This is a genomic window from Saliphagus infecundisoli (genome assembly GCF_020177375.1).
GTDB lineage: Archaea > Halobacteriota > Halobacteria > Halobacteriales > Natrialbaceae > Saliphagus > Saliphagus infecundisoli.
This window is the reverse complement of sequence record NZ_JAIWHV010000003.1, coordinates 159,672-175,080: the sequence shown is the minus strand read 5'-3', so window position 1 is coordinate 175,080 and position 15,409 is coordinate 159,672. Positions and strand designations below refer to the sequence as shown.

Genomic DNA, 15,409 nt, shown 5'->3' with positions numbered 1-15,409 from the left:
GCTCCGGCCGGCCACGTCCTGTCGAATGGTTCACAGGTCGATCGCGCGCGACGTCCGGGACGCTCGCCTGATCGCCGGGACCGAGTTCCGGCGGACGCTGCGTGCGATCCGGGCGAACGACTCGCGCTTTGCCTCCGTCGTCGTACTGGCACTTTTTACTGTTCCCATGGGTCTGGTCTGGCTCTACGGCGCTTACGCCCTCGGCGAGGGGGTCGACGTCGGGCCGGGAGCCGCTCCGCTGATCGGCTCGTTCGTGCTCCCTGCGGTCGCCGGTTTCGCGGCGACTGTCGCCTTCCAGACGGTTCAGGACGGTCCGTTTCCCGACCACCCGACGCTCCCGCTGTCGATCGCCTCGACCCGGGCGGTCGTCCTCTCGAAGCTGTTCGCCGCCCTCGTTGCGGTCGCCGTCTGGCTCGTCGTCCCGACGGTCGTCTTCGGCGGGGCCTTTCTCGCTGGCGCCGGGGCGGGACTGCTCGCACCCGCGGTAGCAGTCTGGCTGGTTCCGATCGTCCTCGCGGCCGTGCCGCTCGGCTACCTCGCCGGGCTCTGGCTGATCCGGCTCAACCGTCGGCTCCCGGTCCCGACGGCGGGGAAAGCCGGCGTCTGGGCCGTTTTCGTGCTCGGATCGATCGTCGTCGGCCAGCGGGTCGGGTACGTGGTCGCCGACGAGGGCCTCGGTTCCCTGGAGACCGGATTTCTCCCCGCGTTCGGCCCGACGACGGCATACGCCTCCCTCCTGTTCGGCGGCGGGGAACTTCCCATGGGGCTCGCGGTCGGCGCGGCCCTCCTCGCGGTCGGCGCCATCGTCGCCCGGCGGGCGACGACCGAGGCGGCCGAGCTGTGGTTCGCCGACCGGCCCGACAGCGCCGAGAACGAACCGGAGGGCTCGATGCGGCCGCCGACCCCGTTCGCGCTGACGAAGACCGGCCGGGTCGCCTGGCATTACCTCCGGCTGGCCTACCGCGCGCCTCGCCGCCTGACCCACCTCCTCTTCTTGCTCTTTCTGGTCTTTCCGATGGTCGGTCCGCTCGCCGAGGCCGAACTCGCCGCGCTCCGGTTTGCCCCCTCGGTCGGCGTCCTCGCCTGTGCCCTGCTCGCGGGCGCGACGTTCTCGCTCAACCCAATCGGCGACGAGCGCGGGACGCTTCCCGTCGTCCTGCTGTCGGGGACCGACGCGGCGGCGTTCGTCCGGGGACGCGTTCTGGCGGGGCTGGTCGTCGGGCTCGCCGCCCTGGTCGCCTGCGTCGCCCTCGGCGCGGCCGTCGGCGTCCCACCGGTGGCCCTCGGCCTCCTCGCTCTCCTCGCGGTCGGCCTCTCGCCCGCGGCCGGCGGCGTCGCCGCCGGCTTCGGGGTTCTCCTTCCGAAGTACGAACCCGAGGAGATCTTCGGCGTCGAGACCGTCCGCCCCTCGAACGTCCCCCTCTTCGCCTTCGAGATCGGCACGATCGCCGTCAGCGCTCTCGGACTCCTGGTCGTCGGCGCGCCGGCACCGACCGTCGGATCTCTCGTCTCCCGCTGGCCGTTCGTCCTCGCGTACGCGGCCGTCGTCGCCGGAAGCGGGGCCGTCGGCTATCTCGTCGCCGTCCGGCGACTGGGCGCGTGGACCGTCGAGCGCTAACTCCCCATCAGTCGGCGGTGTTCGACCTTCATACAGCGGTCCTGGACGACGGTCCTCCCCGCGTCCTCGGCGCGGGAAGCGGCCTCGTCGTCGCGGATTCCCAGCTGGGTCCAGATCACGCCCGCGTCCTCGCGCTCGAGGGCTTCGTCGACGATTCCGCTCACCTCCTCGCTGGGCCGGAAGACGCAGACGACGTCGATTCCCTCCTCGACGTCGGCGAGGCCGTCATATGTTTGCCGACCGAGGACCTCCTCGGCGTAGGGGTTGACCGGGATCACGTCGTAGCCGCGATCGGCGAGATAGCGCGGGATCTCGTGGGCGTCCTTCCCGCGCGTGCTCGAGCAGCCCACGACCGCGATCGTCTCGACGTCGAGGACCTCCCGGAGCCGTTCGTCGGAGTCGACTGGCATGGACGACGTTCGGGGCGAGAACCCAAAACGGTGGTCCCGGCGCGATCGGCTCGGAACTACGCGGAGAGCCCGGCCGTCCGAATCTTCGGACGCGAACCCTCGCCCGACTTCACCTCGACTAACCCGTCGAACAGCTGTTTCAGCGTGTTCATCGTGCGCTCGTCGTGGGCCGTCGAGTCGATGACGTAGATGCCGAGCCCCTCGCCGCTCTGAATCCGCCCGGTGAAGACGTGGAGAAATCGGAAGACGGTCTGGAGGTCCGAGTACATCAGCAGCGTCGAGATCGAGTGCAACAGGACCCGGTTGCGCGAGCACCCCCGTTCCTCGTAGAACTCCTGAAAGAAGGCCGAAAGCTCGACGCCGATCCCGGTCATATCCACCGGCGAGGCCGCGTAGGCGATCCGCGGGTCGTCCTCCACGGTTCCCGTCCCCCGTTGTTTGGTGACACAGTCCACGACGCCGACGGGGGCATCAACCTCCCCATCCTCCTCCGGCTCGTCGTCGCCGACGGCCCGCGAGAACGCCGCGAGGGTCTTCCCCGCGTCGTCTTTGGTCGTAACGACGATCGTCCCCTCGCCACTGGCGGCGCCGTCGGCGAGCAGGTCGAACGCGACGTCGCGTTTCCCGGTCAGAGGTGGTCCAGAGACGAGCACGTTCGTCCCCGGAGCGACCGTCACCTCCGGGAGGACGGCTGAAAGGTCATACATTCGAAATCGTTCGGATCTCCTTCGCTCGCCGATCCTGGCGGACAGGACTCTCCAATGGTGGTCTGAAAATACAGAAACCGGTTTATATTCCTTGTGATACGACGTTCGTCTCGTCCGATGACTTCGGGGTGTCCGAACGCCGGTCGGTCACGGCCGGGCGGTCACAACAGCCCCTGGGTTCCGGCGGCGAGCCGGCCGACGACGAACGCGAGCGCCGCGAGGAACTGGCCGTACTTGAGCCGCTCCTGGCCCGCCGTCGGGTCCGTCCGTCCCTCGGCGATCGCGACGATCATCAGGGCCACCCCCGGCAGGACGACCAGGAGGTAGACGGCCCCGAAGTACCCCAGGAGATAGGGGACGGGGCTCGCGAGGACCGCGACCGCGAGCAGGGCGGCCGCGAGCAGCCACGCGGTCCGCTCGCCGACCGCGATCGGGAGCGTGTTCAACCCCTCCGCGCGGTCGCCCTCTACGTCCTCGACGTCCTTCAGGACCTCCCGGGAGATCGTCGAGAGCGCCGCCAGCGCGAAGAGGACGACGACGGGTTCGACGCTCCCGACCGCGGCGCCGCCGAAGAGAAACGTACTCCCGCCGAGGTAGCCGACGACGACGTTGCCGACCCCCGGAAGACCCTTGAACAGTTCCGTGTACGCGACCAGCGCGAGCAGGTTGACGACCGCGATCGCGATCGCAAGCGCCGGGAGGGTAAGCGCCAGCGCGACCGCACCGACGAAGAGGGCGACCGAGAACGCGAGCGCCCCCCGCGGGCTGATCGCGCCCCGCGGGATCGCGCGGTCGGGTCGGTTGATCCGGTCGATCTCGCGGTCGAAGTAGTCGTTGATCGCCATTCCCGCCGCGGTCGCGAACACGGTCGCTCCGACGGCACTGGCCACGTGGAGGGGAGCGGCGGCGATTTCGCCGGCGACGAACGCCCCGATTGCGGTGAGCAGACCCGCGGCGATCGAGTTCACCGGCCGCGTCAGCTCGACGGCCCCGCGTACGGTCTCGCCGACGCCCCCTGTCATGCCCGGGAGTGTTCGGTGATCAGGTATAAACCGACCGATACCCCTTCCGTCTCGGTTTCCGGCCGTCGGGTGGCCCTCGGACGGGACGGTCCGACGGGTCGAATCGAGTGACTTATACCGGACCGACCGGAACGAACGTCCACGAGGGCGCTTAGCTCAGTCTGGACAGAGTACTTGGCTTCGGACCAAGCTGTCGCGGGTTCAAATCCTGCAGCGCCCATAGTTTTCGAAGGGTTCACGTCTGATAGACGGAACGAGTTGCTCGTAGCGCCGACGGCGGCCGAACGGGTCGTAATAATCCGATAACCAGGTGGTTCCTCGAGTGCCGGTCCAGCCGGAGTGGTGTCGGGTCAGCTATCCGACCTCGAGTCGTACTCCGCGTTCGTGACGTGGTCCAGCCAGGTGACGACCTCCCCGTCCTGTTCTTCCTGGATGGCGATGTGGGTCATCGCGTTGTTCGACGTCGCACCATGCCAGTGTTTCTCGCCGGGTGGGAACCAGACCACATCACCTGCTCGAATCTGCTCGATCTCTCCCCCGTCGCGTTGCACGAGACCACAGCCGCTCGTCACGATCAGTCGTTGCCCGAGCGGGTGAGTGTGCCACGCAGTGCGAGCGCCCGGTTCGAACGTGACGCTTGCCGCCGCTGTGCGGGCCTCGTCCTGTGGATCGAATAGAGGGTCGATCCGGGCGTTTCCTGTGAAGTACTCCTCAGGACCCTCGTTGGCGGGTTGTGAACAGCCGCTAGTAATCTCCATGTGATTGTACCCGCACAACAGTGAGACGTATTTGCCCCTTGAGCTCGGTGCTATTTTGAAAGGGCATTTAAGTATCTCGGTCGTCGAAAGGAATTCGGCCAAGCCGCTGTTCTCGTCTTCCGTTCGTCCCCCAGCGGAAGAGAACGCCCCCGAGAACGGTACCGACACCCAGCGTAACGAGTGGAACAGCGTACCCTCCAGTCACGCGGTAAAGCATGCCGATGGCAAGCGGTACGACGAAGGCGAACCCGCCCATCGTGATATTGAGCAAACCGACGGTCGCCGTCGCGTTCTCGTGTCCGAAGCGAGTGAGGATGATTGGCGACCAGAGCGAGGCGAGTGGACCGAGAGCGACGCCGAAGCCGGCGAGGACGACGACGACGACGAGCAGGGATGACCGGGCAAACGGCAGTACGATGGCACAAACACTGGCGAGGCCCACACTCGTCAAGAACGTCTCACGCTGGCCGAGGCGATCGCCGACGAATCCACCGCCGATCCGGCTCACGACACTCACACCGCTGATAACACTGATCCCCACTGCAGCGACCTCCAGACCGATGCTGTTCGTAGTGAGGATATCAACGAGATGTGCAGAAAGGACGTGGAACCAGACAAAAACGAGCGGGAATCCAATCGCCGCACTCTGGAACCGCGGGTCGCCCACCCTCGCGCGGAGCCAGGTTCCGTCGACGGGACGCGCGTTTTTCGAGCGGTCAATCGGTCGACGATAGACGAGGCTCGACACGAGCACGACAAGGGTCGTCACGCCAACGACAACAGCGAAAGCGGTTCTGAAACCCGTTCCATCGAGAAGCCAGAGCCACGCGAACGGGAGAACCAGTGGACCAAAGCCGACCCCAGTCATCGTGATGCTCGTGGCGAGTCCCTGGTGGGTTTCGAACCACTGCGGTGCCAGCGAGACGATGACCGTAAAGGCCGTACCCCCCGCCGTGCCGAGAAGCGTGAACGTGGTGACGACGCCGAGGTATGAGTCGACGACCTGAAGGAGAACGACGGTCATAGCCAGACCGAAACCGATCAGTACGAGGACCGGCCGGAGCGAAAATCGGGCAGCGAATATCCCGAAGATCCCCCCGACGGTAAGGAAGACTGCAGCCGTAATCGAAAAGACAGATGAGACCTGGAGCGCGGTAAGGGCAAAGGCGGCGGCGAGCTGGTCGGCGTACACGGTGAACGTGAAGACGGTTCCCCAGATCATCGTGAGCATACAGACGCCGAGGGCGACGATCAGCCACCCCTGGGCAGAGTCGAGGGCCCCTTCGCGCGCCGTAGATTTCTTAGTTTCCGCCACTAAACATGTCCCTCCATCGAACGAAGGGGTGCCGTACAGTACGTTTCGCTGACTGTTCGCCATCGCTGTTCAAACATGCCGAGAAGCCTCCCTAACTGTCGGACCGAGTTATTCATGGTGTAATCCCATGCCGCGGCTCGCGCCCGTGACGAGCCACACCTGTCCGTCGGATCCGGGCCGGGCGGTCGGAACCATTGACCAGAGAATGGGTGCTTGGGGGCATAGAAGCGATCCTATCTGGAGAGGTGATTAAATACCCAGTGTGCTGGGCCGGGGGAGGCGCGACGTTCGCCGGTTTCTCGGGCGAACGGGTGGGTTGACTAGCGGCGAGGCTCCGGTGACGACCGAGCGACTCGTGCGTGGAGAGCAGAAATACGACGCTCCGTACGCAGGTTACTACCGTTTTACGGCTGGACCTGATCGATCGGCCGAACGAGGACTTCGTTGATGTCGACGCGCGGTGGTTGGGTGACGACGAACGTGATGGTCCGAGCGATGTCCTCGGGCGCGAGCGATTCCATCGACCCCACGGGCTCCCGTACGTCCGACTGAAGCTCGTCGTCGGGGATGTGATCGAGGAGTTCGGTGTCGACCGAGCCCGGCTCGATCGTGGCGACGTGGATTCCCTCTTCGGCGACGTCGAGCCGGAGCGAGTCGCCGAACGTCTTGACGCCCGCTTTCGTCGCGTTGTAGTGGGAGCTGTTCGGCTGGAGGAATCGCCCGACTACGGAGGAGACGTTGACGATGTATCCGCTCTCTTGGTCTATCATCGTCGGGACGACCGCGTGTGTGAGTTTGATGAGTCCGCTGAGATTCACGTCGATGGTCGTCTGAAGCGTCTCGCGGTCCCCTTCCGCGATATGTGCGAGCGGCATGAGGCCGGCGTTGTTCACGAGGATATCGATGCGGCCGTACTCGTCGAGTGTGGTCTCGACGACGTTGTCGATATCATCGTCGTTCGTCACGTCCGTCTCGACCACGAGCGCTTCTCCGCCGTCGTCCTCGATACGGGCTTCGAGCTCCTCGAGTTCGTCTTCACGCCGGGACGCGAGGACGACGCGTGCGCCCCGTGATGCGAGTGACGCAGCGGTCGCACTGCCGATTCCGGAGGACGCGCCGGTGACCAGTGCGACCTGTTCGTCGAGTTCCGAACCGAGGTCCATTGACATCGAGTGGAAAACGACCGGCGATACGTTTCGGAGTTGTGCTGTCTAAAAAGGGTTTTTAAATACGCGACCGCGGAACTGAACGAGGTGTCTACCGCAGGTGATCTTCGAAAGACGAGTGCCGGATCCGGTTTCGAACTCCGATCCTGCTACTATCCGCTGAGCCGAGGCCGAGAGGGAATACGGCTGAGATGCTATCTGGTAAGCGCGTCTACCCGTGGTTGTGAACCGAGCGCCGTAGTGAGGAGTTGACGTTCGCCGCGCCGGAGGAGACTCGACATGGACGGTTGCGAGATGTCCATCTCGTCGGCCAGTTCTTCGGTACTGGCTTGACGCGGGCTTTCGTAATAGTCCCGGCTGATCGCCAGTCGGAGCGCCTCGTGTTGCCGATCGGTCAGCCCGTACTGAGAGGACCCGTCGTCCTCGGGAGGGTTCTGAGAGATCGAAACCAAGTCGATCTCGATCCCGTACTCCTCACACCGTGTTCGCATTCCGCTGAACGCGTTGTAGTTCTGAAAGAGCTTCTTCTCGTACCAGCCCTCGGGCGTGACGACCGTCGGCTCCATCTGGGTTGCAGTAAACCGTTCGGGGGCGAAGGCCTCCGAGACGACATCCTCCAGTTCGGTCGTGAGTTGGTAGACGTCTCTGCCGCTTGCGCGTCCGAGCGGGGCCGTTTCTACGACCTCGGCGAGAGCCGAGAGGTCTTCTTCTGACACCTCGTCGGTCGGCTCGAGATAGACGACGAATACCCGCGAGTTCCCCTCGTGATAGAGACCATGTACGCACTCGACTCGCTTCGACGGGAGCGATTCCGCAAGGCGGACGAGCGGATAACGAACTCCGTAGTGAGGGTCATGGGAGGGCCGTAGACTCTACTCGATGTTAATCCTCTGGGTCCTCCGAGGTTATCGGCCACCTCACGCCCTGCAGGGGATCGCTCGCCGCTCGAACGGGAGCCTATGCCATCCGGTGTGGACCGGGTAGTGCTCATAGGCTCGGATGTATCCCGTTGCACCGTCGATCGCGACACGGAAGTCCGATCGGTCGATACCTCTTCCATCGCCCCTCTCAGCCGGAGCCGTCCTCGGCCATGGCTCGAGCCGAGGGAAACTCCGAGAGTTCGTCGTGTTCGACGAGGGTGGTCGCCGCCGAGCGGTACTCGGCGAAGACGGCGTCGGCCCACTCCCGTGCGGCCGGCGAGTCCGTGTCGACGTACGTTCGCAACAGCCCAGTTTCGTCGTCGTAGACCCCGACGCCGACCCGGTCGTCACAGATCGTGAGCCCGAAGGGAAGGTCGTCGTGGGCGAGCAGTACCAGGTTCCCGCTCTCGACGACCGTCCGTGCGCGTTCGGGGTTCGAGACGAGGAGTTCCTCGAGCACGGCGGACGGAAAGACCGCCTCGGTTACCATCCCGTCGGCGATCCGGTCGCAGAGTTCGTCTATGTGGAGGGGGTTGATCGAGGCGGGGTCGAGGCCACGCAGGGTGTCGGTGTCCTCCAGCAGCGACATGAACCGGGCCACCGGACGGTACGGGTTGCCCGGCGCGGCGGTCGTCACGGTCGCGTCGACGAACGTCTCGACGTCGAGGGCGATGTCGTGGTCGCGTGCCGCCCGCAGGATCGGGGCGATCTCCCAGGCGGTCCCGACGGTCCGCTCGAGGCCCGTGACCTCCCGGGCGCACACCTCCCCGAGCGGCGTGAGCGAGAACGCGCCGTCGGTGCGCTCGACTAGCCCGCTGTCCCGGAGCGATCCGGTCGACCGGTGGACGGTCGACCGCGAGACCCCGAGGCGTCGTTCGATCTCGCGGCGATCCATCGTCCCCTCCTCGAGGAGCGCCTCGAGCACCGGCCCCCGTCTGACGAGTTCGATGAGCCGTTCGGTGTCCATTCCCGTGGGGAGTATCGGGCAGGAATACATTAACTATGCCGGCCAATTCGGCGTTTCGTGACGGTCGATCGGAGCTGGAGCCCGACCGGGCGGCGGTCCAGCCGCGGCCCCGACCGTCCGCCGCGAGCGCTGATTCGCGGTCGGTTCCGTTGCTATCGGACCCATAAGTGCGCGACGAGTGCCCTACTGCGTGGGGTCTTCCGATCGTTTTCCCGCGACCGCGGGGCTCGGCTTAACATCCGTATTAACAAGTACCGCGAACCCAACGGCCGCGTATGGATAACGGACCGTCGCGACGGACCATGTTGACGGCGCTCGGGGCGTCGATCCCGCTGGCCGGCTGTACCGAGTCGCTCTCGGGGGACGAGGAAGAAAACGAGTCCGGTGAGGAAAACGACTCCACGGAGACGGCGACCGAGAACGGGACGAACGAGACGGACGAGGAAGAATCGGAGGAAACCGAGACCGAAACCACCGAGACGGAAAACGAGAGCGACGGCAACGAGACCGTCGACAACGAGAGCGACGGGGGCGGAAACGAGACGGAGACCAACGAAACCGACGGGAACGAGACCGATGGAAACGAGACCGATGGAAACGAGACCGATGGAAACGAAACCGACGAGGGAGCGTCCGACGCGGAACTGCCCCGCTGGCCGGCGATCGAGTACGGCGAGGTCGTCTCGGACTTCGAGAGCCTCGGCGACTGGGTGGTCCACACCGGGGTCCCCGAAGCCGCCTCCGAGGAGGCACGGACGGGATCACAGGCGATCGCGGTTGAGAGCGAGGACGACGCGGCCGTGATGGCAATGGGTTTCCCCGACGGGATCGACCTCGAGAACTGGACGCTCTCGATGGCGATCAAAGCCGAGTCGGCCCGGCGGGTCGTCATGGAGGTCATCGCCCCCGAGCGGGGGACCCACCTCACCGCAAACCGGATCGTCCCCGAGGGCCTCGACGACTGGTTCCGGGTGGACTTCGGCTACACGTCGAAACACGGCACCCCGGACCTCACGAACGTCACCGAGTTACGCCTGACCGTCTTCGGGCCCGAGGACGGACCGACCCGCTTTGTCGCCGACGACCTCCGGCGGACCCAGACTCCCGACAACGGGAAGGCGATCCTCGCGTTTTACGGCGGGATCGAGTCCCACCGGGAGGTCGCGATCCCCAACCTCGCCGAGCGCGAGTGGCCCGCGGCCCTGCCGATCGACCCGCGCGCGATCGGCAGCTCGGGCCGGATGGGCGTAGAGGAGCTAACCGAACTCCGCGACCGGGGCTGGGACGTCTGTTCTCACCCCGCAAACGCGGGCGCGCTGCCCGAGCGCCCGCCCGAACAGCAACGCGACATCATCGAGAACGGCCAGGAGTTCCTCGCCGATCAGGGGTTCGAGGACGGCGCACGACACTTCTTCGCGCCCGACGACCGAATGAGCCGGGAGACCGTAGAGATCGTCAGGGACGTCCACGAGTCGGGCTTCCTGTTCGGGTACAACCCGACCGCGGCTCCGCCGACGGGGATCCACACGGTTTCGACGTTCTGGGGGATGGCGCTCCACGACGGCGTCCGCCGCCAGATCAACCTCGCAGACCAGTACAACCAGCTCGTCGTGATCCGGGTCCCCCGGATCGTCGCCGACGACGCCGCCGAGGACGCCTCCGGGGAATTCATGCCCGTCTCGGACTTCGAGGAGCTCGTCAACCACATCGAACAACGGGGGCTCGACGTCGTCACGCCGTCGGCGCTGGTCGACGGGGGGATCGACGCCGGCGACGGCGACTCCGAGTCTTCCGAGACCCCCGAACGCGAGGAGGGGACGCTCTTGGAGGCCGGCCCCTCTCACGAGTTCGAGGGCTCCGGAAGCGGTTCGACGGGCGAGTTCGACCTCCAGGCGGGGATCGCGCTCGCGAGCTTCGAACACGGCGGCTCCGGCGAGTTCGTCGTCGAAGTCCAGGGCGAACTTCCGAACGAACTCGTCGTCTCGACGGCCGGGAGCGGCTCCGGGGAGTCGGCCTTTGCCGTCGGCGGCGGGAGCTACACCCTCGAGGTCGAGGCCGACGGCGACTGGACGATCGAGATCGAACAGCCGGAGGTCCACAGCGACGACTTGGCGGAGCTTCCGACGGAAGCGTCGGGAAGCGGCTCCTCGTACATCGGGCCGCTGTGGACGGAGGGCGGCGTCTCCCTCCAGGCGACCCACGACGGCTCCGGCGAGTTCATCGTCGACGGCTACGACACCGAGGGCAACTGGGAGCAGGTGATCTACGACGAGGGCGAGTTCGACAACAACCGCTCGTACAGCGCCGGCGGCGCGGTCTGGCTCAACGTTGAGGCCGACGGCGACTGGACCATCTCGATCGAGTAGTACGCCTTTTCCCCTCCCGGCTCCGTAGCCCCCGTATGGGCAAGGTGAGCATCGGGATGCTCGGATGGCGCTTCGACGAGGCGGCAATCCTCGACGACGACGGCGAGTTCCTCCCCTTCGAGGAGATGTCCCCCGAGGACCGGAAACGGATCGTCCGGCTGGGATCGATCTACAACGCACCGTGTAACGCCTGCTGGCTGATCCACGGCGACGCCGACCTGGAGGCGTGTAACACCGCCCAGTACGTCTACGGCGAGCCCCTGGACGAGGTGATCCTCTGTGAGGAGCACGAACCCGACTTCGTCTACTGGTTCCGCCGGGAGGGAGGCGACGAGCATCGGGGAACGGACGGGCTCGAGGACGCCTTCTTCGAGTGGTTCGCGGACGGCGGACGGGCCCCCGAGGGCTACGAGGGGATGGAGTACGTCGAGACCGACCCCGAGGACCTCCCCGAGCCGCCGACGGTCAGCCCGGACGACCACCCCGAACTCACCGAGGAGGCGATCGCCGACAGCGGCGTCGACCTCGATCCAGACTATCCCTCGTGAGCGGGGAGCGGCCCGCGAGCCCGCCGGCAGTCGTCGTCGTCGACGCCGACACCCCCGGCAACGTCGGCACGATCGCCCGCGCGATGAAGAACTTCGGCTTCGAGGAGCTGCTGCTGGTCGACCCTCCCGACCTCGACCGGGAGGGCGACGCCTACGGCTTCGCCGGCCAGGCCCGCGAGGACGTCCTCCCGAACGCGCGCGAAGTCACTCTCGAGAAGGTCGTCGAGAGCTACCACACCGTCGGCTTCACGGCAACGACCAACGAGGACGCCCGGAAACACGTCCGGTTCCCGTTCCGGACGCCCGCCGACCTCGCCGACGACCTCGCGGGGGTCGGTGCCGACACGGCGCTCCTGTTCGGGCGCGAGCGGATCGGGCTCACCAACGAGGAACTTGCCTCTCTCGACCAGGTGTGTGCGATCCCCGCGAGCGCGGAGTATCCCGTTCTCAACCTCGGCCAGGCCGCGACGATCGCGCTCTACGAGCTCCGCGGGCTGGCGATGGCCGACTCCCAGCTTCCCGACGTCTCCCACGAACGCGCTGACGAGGGCGAGATCGAACGCTTCTACGACCGGTTCGGGGAGACCCTCGCGTCCGTCGGCTACCCGGCGGAGAAACGCGCGAAGACGATGCGGCTGGTCCGGCGGCTGGTCGGGCGAGCCCATCCCACCGACCGGGAGATCACGACGCTTCACGGCGTGTTGCGGGCAATCGAGCGGGCGACCCGGAAGCGGTGAGCGGGTGCCGGACTCCGGGGGCGGACCCGCCCTGCGATCCGTGCGAGGAGCGGTCGGCGGCGAGACCGGTCCCACCGGAGGATATTCCTCTTCTCCCGTGCAAGTAGGTACCGATGAACGAACCGCCGACGGACGAACCCGTGCTGGTCGCGGTCGCGAACCCGGATCACGTCGAGCAGTTGGTCCGAACCGCGAGCGACCTCGCACGTGCGGCCGGCGTCGGCGTCCGGATCGTCTCGGTCGTCGCCAAACCCCACGGCTCGCCGTTTTCGATCTACTCCGACGAGACGATCGTCGAGCAGTACGCCCACGACACGCAGGCCGTCCTCGAGGCGGCGATCGCCATCGCCCCCGGGGACGTCCCCGTCGAGCGCGAGGTCGTCGTCGATCGCTCGGTCGCCGACGGCGTCCTCTCGGAGGTTCGCCGCGTCGAGCCCCGCGCGCTCGTGATCGGGTGGCACGAGCGAAGCTCGCGGACCGACGCGCTGCTCGGGACGAACCTCGATCGCCTCATCGAACGCGCACCCTGTGACCTCTACGTCGAGCGGATCGGCTACGAGGCCGATGGCGTCGACTCCGTTCTGGTTCCGGTCGCCGGCGGTCCCCACGTCCGGCCGGCGGCGGCCGCGGCGAAGGCGATCGCCGCGCGCAACGACGCGACCGTGTCCGTCCTCTCCGTCGCCGACCCGGGCGGCGAGGACGGAACCAACCACGAGGGCGCGGCCGACGAGGCGATCGAGGAGGCGGTCGAACACGTCGAGACTGCGCCCGGTCCCGACGTTCGGATCGAGACACGTCTCGAGCGCGGCGACGACGTTTCGGCGGTGCTCGTCGAGGCCGCGGCCGACCACGACGTCGTCGTCTTCGGCGTCACCCGCCGGAGCGGGATCCATCGACGGCTCGTCGGATCGATCCCGCAGGTGGTGTTGCCCCGCATCGACGAGACGGTTCTGCTCTCGCGTGCAGGAGACGCCGTGGGACGGCCGCGGCTGAGACGGCTCGCGCGCTTCTGGAGACGGCCGTGACGGCGTCGTTCTGGGCGCTGGTCGCCCTCGCGACGGTGACCGGCCTGTTCATGGCGTGGTCGCTGGGCGCCAACAGCAACTCGCCGCCCTTTGCGCCCGCGATCGGTGCCAACGCCGTCTCGACGATGCGGGCCGCGTTCCTCATCGGGATCCTTGCGGCGGCGGGCGCGCTCACCCAGGGGGGAAGCATCTCCGAGACCGTCGGCGCGGACCTGATCGTCGGCACCGCGTTCACGCCGCTTGCCGCGACGACCGGGCTGCTGGTCGCGGCGACGTTCATGACCTTCGGGGTCTACTCGGGGTATCCGGTGCCGGCGGCGTTCGCGACGACCGGGGCGATGGTCGGCGTCGGCCTCTCGCTGGGTGGCGACCCCGCCGTCGACACCTACCGCCGGATCGGGACGTTCTGGCTTCTGGTCCCGCCGACCTCGGGCGGGATCGCCTACCTCACGGCGAGTCTCCTCCGCCGGGAGGACATCCCCGAGACCGTCGGCGTCCCGGTGCTCGCGGCGGTCGTCGCGGGCGTCCTCGCCCACATCCGCCTCGGGATCATCCCCCACCCCGAGCGCGCACAGGGGTCGGTCGCGGACCTGGTCTCGTCCGCGCTCGGCTCCCCGAACGTCGCCGGCATCGACCCCGTGGCGATCGTCGTCACCGTCGTCTTTGCCGCCGTCGGCTACCGGTTCATCCGTCGGCAGGTGGCGGCATCGGTCGAGCAGGGGATCCGAACCTTCCTGCTCGTCCTCGGCGGGATCGTCGCCTTCAGCAGCGGCGGTAGCCAGGTCGGGCTCGCGACCGGGCCCCTGGAGGCGCTGTACGGGGCCGAGCTCGGGCTTCCCGGGATCGTCCTGCTCGCGATCGGTGCCACGGGCATCCTCGCGGGGGCGTGGATGGGGGCACCCCGACTGTTGCAGGCGACCTCCCGCGAGTACGCCCAGCTGGGAGTGCGCCGGTCGGTCGCGGCGCTCGTCCCGGGCTTTCTCATCGCACAGGCCGCAATCACGCTCGGGATTCCGATCTCGTTCAACAACATCATCATCTCGGGGGTCATCGGCGGCGGACTGGCCGCCGGAACCGCCGGCGTCTCCCGGCGGAAGATCGGCGTCACGATCGGCTTCTGGGTGCTCACGCTCGCGAGTTCGGTCGGGATCGGATTCGGCCTCTACCGGCTGTTCTCGGCGGTCCTGGGGATCCAGTAGTCGGAGTTACCTGACGACAGTCACCGGAACCGGCGCCTCGCCGACAACCGTGGTCGCCACCGTCCCGAGCAGCCTGGGGAGGACGCCGCTCTCGGATCCGCCGTGGCCGCCCATCACTACGTGATCGACGCCGGACGCCTCGACGTAGGCCAGGATCGCCTCGGCCGGGTCGCCGGACTCGACGGTCGTCTCGACCGTCCGGTCGACGGCCGCCGCCCGGTCGCGGGCGCGCTCGATCACCCGCTCGGCGCGGTCCTCCGCGGTCTCGAGCCGTTCCTCGTCGGGTTCCAGTACGCCACCCTCGCTCATCCCCGCGTCCAGGGGCGTCACGACGTTCACCACCGTGATCGGGCACTCGAAGACCTCGAGTGCGAACTCGAGGGCGTCGTCGGCCAGCGGCGAGCCGTCCAGCGCGACGAGGACGTGCGAGGGAGCCACGTCCCTCCTTCGACGCCGGTCGTCTTGTATCTCGCGGCGCCCTCGAGCACTCCGAGAGGAGGCGGCCACGGCCACCGGCCGCATCGTACCGTGTCACGGACCGTCGTCGCGCTGCTGGCGGGTTCGTAGGGCGGGTTCACTCGGTTCGAGTAGATATCTAATGGAAATTCTCTCTAGATATATCCAATAGTTTTAAGAACGTATGTTCGAGAC

14 protein-coding genes, 1 tRNA gene and 1 pseudogene are annotated in these 15,409 nt (G+C 67.0%); 7 read left to right on the top strand and 9 right to left on the bottom strand.

The window, feature by feature from the left end; all coding sequences use genetic code 11:
* Nucleotides 1-25 precede the first annotated feature (25 nt).
* On the top strand, nt 26-1,618 hold the full coding sequence (locus LCF40_RS07980; protein ID WP_224828056.1) for a hypothetical protein: 1,593 nt from the start codon (nt 26-28) through the stop codon (nt 1,616-1,618).
* Here the strand turns inward: LCF40_RS07980 and LCF40_RS07975 are convergent.
* From LCF40_RS07975 to LCF40_RS07965, 3 genes are all read right to left on the bottom strand, one after another.
* Nucleotides 1,615-2,028: a CoA-binding protein gene (locus LCF40_RS07975; RefSeq protein WP_114579458.1), complete on the bottom strand. Its 414-nt coding sequence runs from the start codon at nt 2,026-2,028 to the stop codon at nt 1,615-1,617. The two genes, LCF40_RS07980 and LCF40_RS07975, sit on opposite strands and share 4 nt — an antisense overlap.
* A 56-nt stretch (nt 2,029-2,084) precedes the next feature.
* A complete protein-coding gene (locus LCF40_RS07970) occupies nt 2,085-2,735 on the bottom strand; it encodes an RAD55 family ATPase (RefSeq protein ID WP_224828055.1) in 651 nt (216 codons plus the stop codon).
* Nucleotides 2,736-2,896: 161 nt separating this feature from the next.
* A complete protein-coding gene (locus LCF40_RS07965; RefSeq protein WP_224828054.1) occupies nt 2,897-3,757 on the bottom strand; it encodes a geranylgeranylglycerol-phosphate geranylgeranyltransferase in 861 nt (286 codons plus the stop codon).
* 145 nt (nt 3,758-3,902) lie between these two features.
* Between LCF40_RS07965 and LCF40_RS07960 the strand changes: the two genes are divergently transcribed.
* Nucleotides 3,903-3,977 (top strand) — tRNA-Arg (locus tag LCF40_RS07960).
* A gap of 130 nt (nt 3,978-4,107) precedes the next feature.
* Here the strand turns inward: LCF40_RS07960 and LCF40_RS07955 are convergent.
* The 5 genes and pseudogenes from LCF40_RS07955 to LCF40_RS07935 form a co-directional block, all read right to left on the bottom strand.
* Nucleotides 4,108-4,515 carry a (R)-mandelonitrile lyase gene (locus tag LCF40_RS07955; protein ID WP_224828053.1) on the bottom strand — a complete coding sequence of 136 codons (408 nt, stop codon included), beginning with the start codon at nt 4,513-4,515 and terminating at the stop codon, nt 4,108-4,110.
* A gap of 67 nt (nt 4,516-4,582) precedes the next feature.
* The gene (locus tag LCF40_RS07950; RefSeq protein ID WP_224828052.1) at nt 4,583-5,746 is read right to left on the bottom strand and encodes an MFS transporter; all 1,164 of its coding nucleotides are present in this window, start codon (nt 5,744-5,746) and stop codon (nt 4,583-4,585) included.
* A gap of 488 nt (nt 5,747-6,234) precedes the next feature.
* Nucleotides 6,235-6,999, bottom strand: coding sequence for an SDR family oxidoreductase (locus tag LCF40_RS07945; RefSeq protein ID WP_318247894.1), 765 nt, complete (start codon nt 6,997-6,999; stop codon nt 6,235-6,237).
* A 191-nt stretch (nt 7,000-7,190) separates the two neighbouring features.
* Nucleotides 7,191-7,826 (bottom strand): annotated as a pseudogene (locus LCF40_RS23400) (helix-turn-helix domain-containing protein); the annotation flags it as partial.
* Between the two features lie 238 nt (nt 7,827-8,064).
* Complete coding sequence (locus tag LCF40_RS07935) at nt 8,065-8,883, bottom strand: helix-turn-helix transcriptional regulator (protein ID WP_224828049.1); 819 nt, start codon at nt 8,881-8,883, stop codon at nt 8,065-8,067.
* 302 nt (nt 8,884-9,185) lie between these two features.
* Here LCF40_RS07935 and LCF40_RS07925 point away from each other — a divergent pair, with 302 nt between their 5' ends.
* The 5 genes from LCF40_RS07925 (at nt 9,186) to LCF40_RS07905 (ending at nt 14,758) form a co-directional block, all read left to right on the top strand.
* Nucleotides 9,186-11,249, top strand: a complete 2,064-nt coding sequence (locus tag LCF40_RS07925; RefSeq protein ID WP_263623622.1) for a polysaccharide deacetylase family protein — start codon at nt 9,186-9,188, stop codon at nt 11,247-11,249.
* Nucleotides 11,250-11,284: 35 nt separating this feature from the next.
* Nucleotides 11,285-11,797, top strand: coding sequence for a DUF8114 family protein (locus LCF40_RS07920; RefSeq protein WP_114578635.1), 513 nt, complete (start codon nt 11,285-11,287; stop codon nt 11,795-11,797).
* Nucleotides 11,794-12,534, top strand: a complete 741-nt coding sequence (locus LCF40_RS07915; RefSeq protein WP_224828046.1) for an RNA methyltransferase — start codon at nt 11,794-11,796, stop codon at nt 12,532-12,534. The genes LCF40_RS07920 and LCF40_RS07915 overlap by 4 nt, the downstream gene beginning before the upstream one ends.
* A gap of 113 nt (nt 12,535-12,647) precedes the next feature.
* Nucleotides 12,648-13,559, top strand: coding sequence for a universal stress protein (locus LCF40_RS07910; RefSeq protein WP_224828045.1), 912 nt, complete (start codon nt 12,648-12,650; stop codon nt 13,557-13,559).
* A gap of 50 nt (nt 13,560-13,609) precedes the next feature.
* Nucleotides 13,610-14,758 carry an inorganic phosphate transporter gene (locus LCF40_RS07905; RefSeq protein WP_224828089.1) on the top strand — a complete coding sequence of 383 codons (1,149 nt, stop codon included), beginning with the start codon at nt 13,610-13,612 and terminating at the stop codon, nt 14,756-14,758.
* 6 nt (nt 14,759-14,764) lie between these two features.
* On the opposite strand, the gene LCF40_RS07900 is transcribed toward LCF40_RS07905, so the two are convergent.
* The gene (locus LCF40_RS07900) at nt 14,765-15,196 is read right to left on the bottom strand and encodes a universal stress protein (protein WP_224828044.1); all 432 of its coding nucleotides are present in this window, start codon (nt 15,194-15,196) and stop codon (nt 14,765-14,767) included.
* Nucleotides 15,197-15,409: the final 213 nt, after the last annotated feature.

Excerpts from the sequence above, each read along its gene's own strand:
- LCF40_RS07955 (WP_224828053.1), bottom strand. The coding sequence starts at position 4,515 with ATGGAGATTACTAGCGGCTGTTCACAACCCGCCAACGAGGGTCCTGAG.
- LCF40_RS07980 (WP_224828056.1), top strand. The coding sequence starts at position 26 with ATGGTTCACAGGTCGATCGCGCGCGACGTCCGGGACGCTCGCCTGATC.
- LCF40_RS07920 (WP_114578635.1), top strand. The coding sequence starts at position 11,285 with ATGGGCAAGGTGAGCATCGGGATGCTCGGATGGCGCTTCGACGAGGCG.
- LCF40_RS07910 (WP_224828045.1), top strand. The coding sequence starts at position 12,648 with ATGAACGAACCGCCGACGGACGAACCCGTGCTGGTCGCGGTCGCGAAC.
- LCF40_RS07975 (WP_114579458.1), bottom strand. The coding sequence starts at position 2,028 with ATGCCAGTCGACTCCGACGAACGGCTCCGGGAGGTCCTCGACGTCGAG.
- LCF40_RS07950 (WP_224828052.1), bottom strand. The coding sequence starts at position 5,746 with ATGCTCACGATGATCTGGGGAACCGTCTTCACGTTCACCGTGTACGCC.
- LCF40_RS07970 (WP_224828055.1), bottom strand. The coding sequence starts at position 2,735 with ATGTATGACCTTTCAGCCGTCCTCCCGGAGGTGACGGTCGCTCCGGGG.
- LCF40_RS07935 (WP_224828049.1), bottom strand. The coding sequence starts at position 8,883 with ATGGACACCGAACGGCTCATCGAACTCGTCAGACGGGGGCCGGTGCTC.
- LCF40_RS07945 (WP_318247894.1), bottom strand. The coding sequence starts at position 6,999 with ATGTCAATGGACCTCGGTTCGGAACTCGACGAACAGGTCGCACTGGTC.
- LCF40_RS07925 (WP_263623622.1), top strand. The coding sequence starts at position 9,186 with ATGTTGACGGCGCTCGGGGCGTCGATCCCGCTGGCCGGCTGTACCGAG.
- LCF40_RS07905 (WP_224828089.1), top strand. The coding sequence starts at position 13,610 with ATGGCGTGGTCGCTGGGCGCCAACAGCAACTCGCCGCCCTTTGCGCCC.
- LCF40_RS07965 (WP_224828054.1), bottom strand. The coding sequence starts at position 3,757 with ATGACAGGGGGCGTCGGCGAGACCGTACGCGGGGCCGTCGAGCTGACG.